Here is a 1,903-nt window from a genome sequence, read left to right on the forward strand (position 1 = left end):
ACTGCTCTAGCCGCGCCCACTGCTCTAGCCGCGCCCACTGCTTCTGCCGCCGTCCCGCCGCTTCCGCCGCCGCCGCCGTCCCGACGCCTCGGCCGCGGATACACTGAAGGGAGCCCGACCGATTGGAGGACCCATGCCTCGTCCCGTGGTGGCTGCAGCCATCGTCGATTCCCTGGAGCATCCCACCGAGCTGCTCGCCTGCTCGCGCGCGTACCCGCAGGAGCTGCGCGGCCAGTTCGAGCTGCCCGGCGGCAAGATCGAAGAGGGTGAGGACGCGGTCACCGCTCTTGAACGTGAGATCGCCGAAGAGCTCGGCGCCCGCCTGCGGGTGGGGGAGCGCGTCGCTCCCGAGGGTGGGCTGTGGTGGCCGATCCTGGGAGGGCGTGTCATGGGCGTGTGGCTCGCCGAGGTGGCGCCCGGTTCGCCGTCCCCGCGTGTGGGGGCCTCGCACGTGGAGGCCCGCTGGGTGCCCATCGCCGAGTTGGCGATGCTGCCGTGGATTGGCGCGGACCTGCCCATCGTCGAGGCCGTGGTCGCCCGCTGCGGCCGGTGACGCGTCGCGAGGCGGGGGAGCTGGCGGCCGAAGCAGGTGGCCGCAGTAGGTGGGGAACGAGGGCTCGGAGCTGGCGGCCGAACCGGCGCGCGTGAGCTGTGTCGGGCGCGCTGAGGGGGTGTCTGGCTCGGCCCGCGTCGCTTCCTCACCGCGAGAACGACGCCCGCCACCATTTGACGACACATGGGGGCGTAATGTCAGAATAAGCGCATGCCGAAGATTATTGGCGAGTCCCTCGCCTCTCACCGCGAGATCACCCGCTCGCGCCTGTTTGAGGCGCTTGGCTCCCTCATGGCCGAGCAATCCTTCGAATCCATCACGATGAGTCAGATCGCTGAGCGCGCCGGAGTGGGCCGCACGGCGGTCTACAATCACTTCGGGGACAAGGAGGTGCTGCTCCTGGCCTACATGCGTCAGGTGACGGAGGAGTTCACGCGGGTCCTGACTGCGCGCCTGGCCGCCGAGCCTGACCCGCTCATGCGCCTGCGCCTCTACATCCGCTCGCACCTGCAGATGACGAGCCGCTACCACGTGAAGGCGGGCATGGGGCTGCGCCGGCAGATGTCGGGCGCTGGTGCCTCGCACCTCACCGATCATGCGGGCATGGTGGGTGAGGTCCTCATCGGTATTCTCGACGAGGCCATGGACCGTTCGCTGATCGCGCAGCAGAATACGCTCGGCGCGGTGCATCTGATCCACGCGACGTTGGCGGGCCAGCGCCTCCCGAACGATGAGGTGCACCGCGAGTCGGCGTTGGCCCTGGTGGAGACCTTCATTTTGCGAGGTCTGGGCGCCTCCGAGGAGAACGTGCGCCACGTCACCGCTTCTGCGCTTCCTTCCGGGGAATAAGGTGCGGGCATTGCCCGTTGAATCAGACAGAACGCAGGGGCAGTCCGGCCCCGACTGACCGGCCGACGCGCGCGTCGGCGACATAAGGAGAAACATGGCTACCGTTACTCTGACGCAGGAGAACTTCGAGCAGACTGTGTCCGGCAATGACATCGTCCTGGTCGACTTCTGGGCGACCTGGTGTGGTCCGTGCCGTCAGTTCGGCCCCGTCTTCGAAGAGGCTTCCGAGAAGTACCCGGACGTTGTTTTCGGCAAGATCGACACGGATGATCAGCAGCAGCTCGCGATGGCCGCGCAGATCACGTCGATCCCGACGCTGATGGCGTTCCGCGATGGTATCGCGGTGTTCCGCCAGTCCGGCGCCCTGCCGCTGTCTGCCTTGGAGGATCTGATCTCTCAGATTCAGAAGCTCGACATGGACGACGTGCGCGCGAAGATTGCCGAGGCCGACAAGGCTCAGTGATCGCGTCAGCGCAATCGCTGGTGGGCCCCGAGGCGCGA

The 1,903-nt window shown here is 67.4% G+C and carries 3 protein-coding genes; all 3 read left to right on the forward strand.

What is annotated here, in order from left to right:
• Nucleotides 1-133 precede the first annotated feature (133 nt).
• The 3 genes from HMPREF1138_RS08910 to trxA all read left to right on the forward strand — a co-directional run bounded on the left by HMPREF1138_RS08910 (nt 134) and on the right by trxA (nt 1,865).
• Nucleotides 134-553, forward strand: coding sequence for an NUDIX domain-containing protein (locus HMPREF1138_RS08910; RefSeq protein ID WP_009058917.1), 420 nt, complete (start codon nt 134-136; stop codon nt 551-553).
• 210 nt (nt 554-763) lie between these two features.
• Entirely contained in the window at nt 764-1,402 is a 639-nt protein-coding gene (locus HMPREF1138_RS08915; protein ID WP_009058920.1) for a TetR/AcrR family transcriptional regulator, read from the forward strand.
• 94 nt (nt 1,403-1,496) lie between these two features.
• Nucleotides 1,497-1,865, forward strand: coding sequence for a thioredoxin (gene trxA / locus HMPREF1138_RS08920; protein WP_009058915.1), 369 nt, complete (start codon nt 1,497-1,499; stop codon nt 1,863-1,865).
• Nucleotides 1,866-1,903: the final 38 nt, after the last annotated feature.

The organism is Actinomyces sp. ICM58 (genome assembly GCF_000283035.1).
Classification (GTDB): Bacteria; Actinomycetota; Actinomycetes; order Actinomycetales; family Actinomycetaceae; genus Pauljensenia.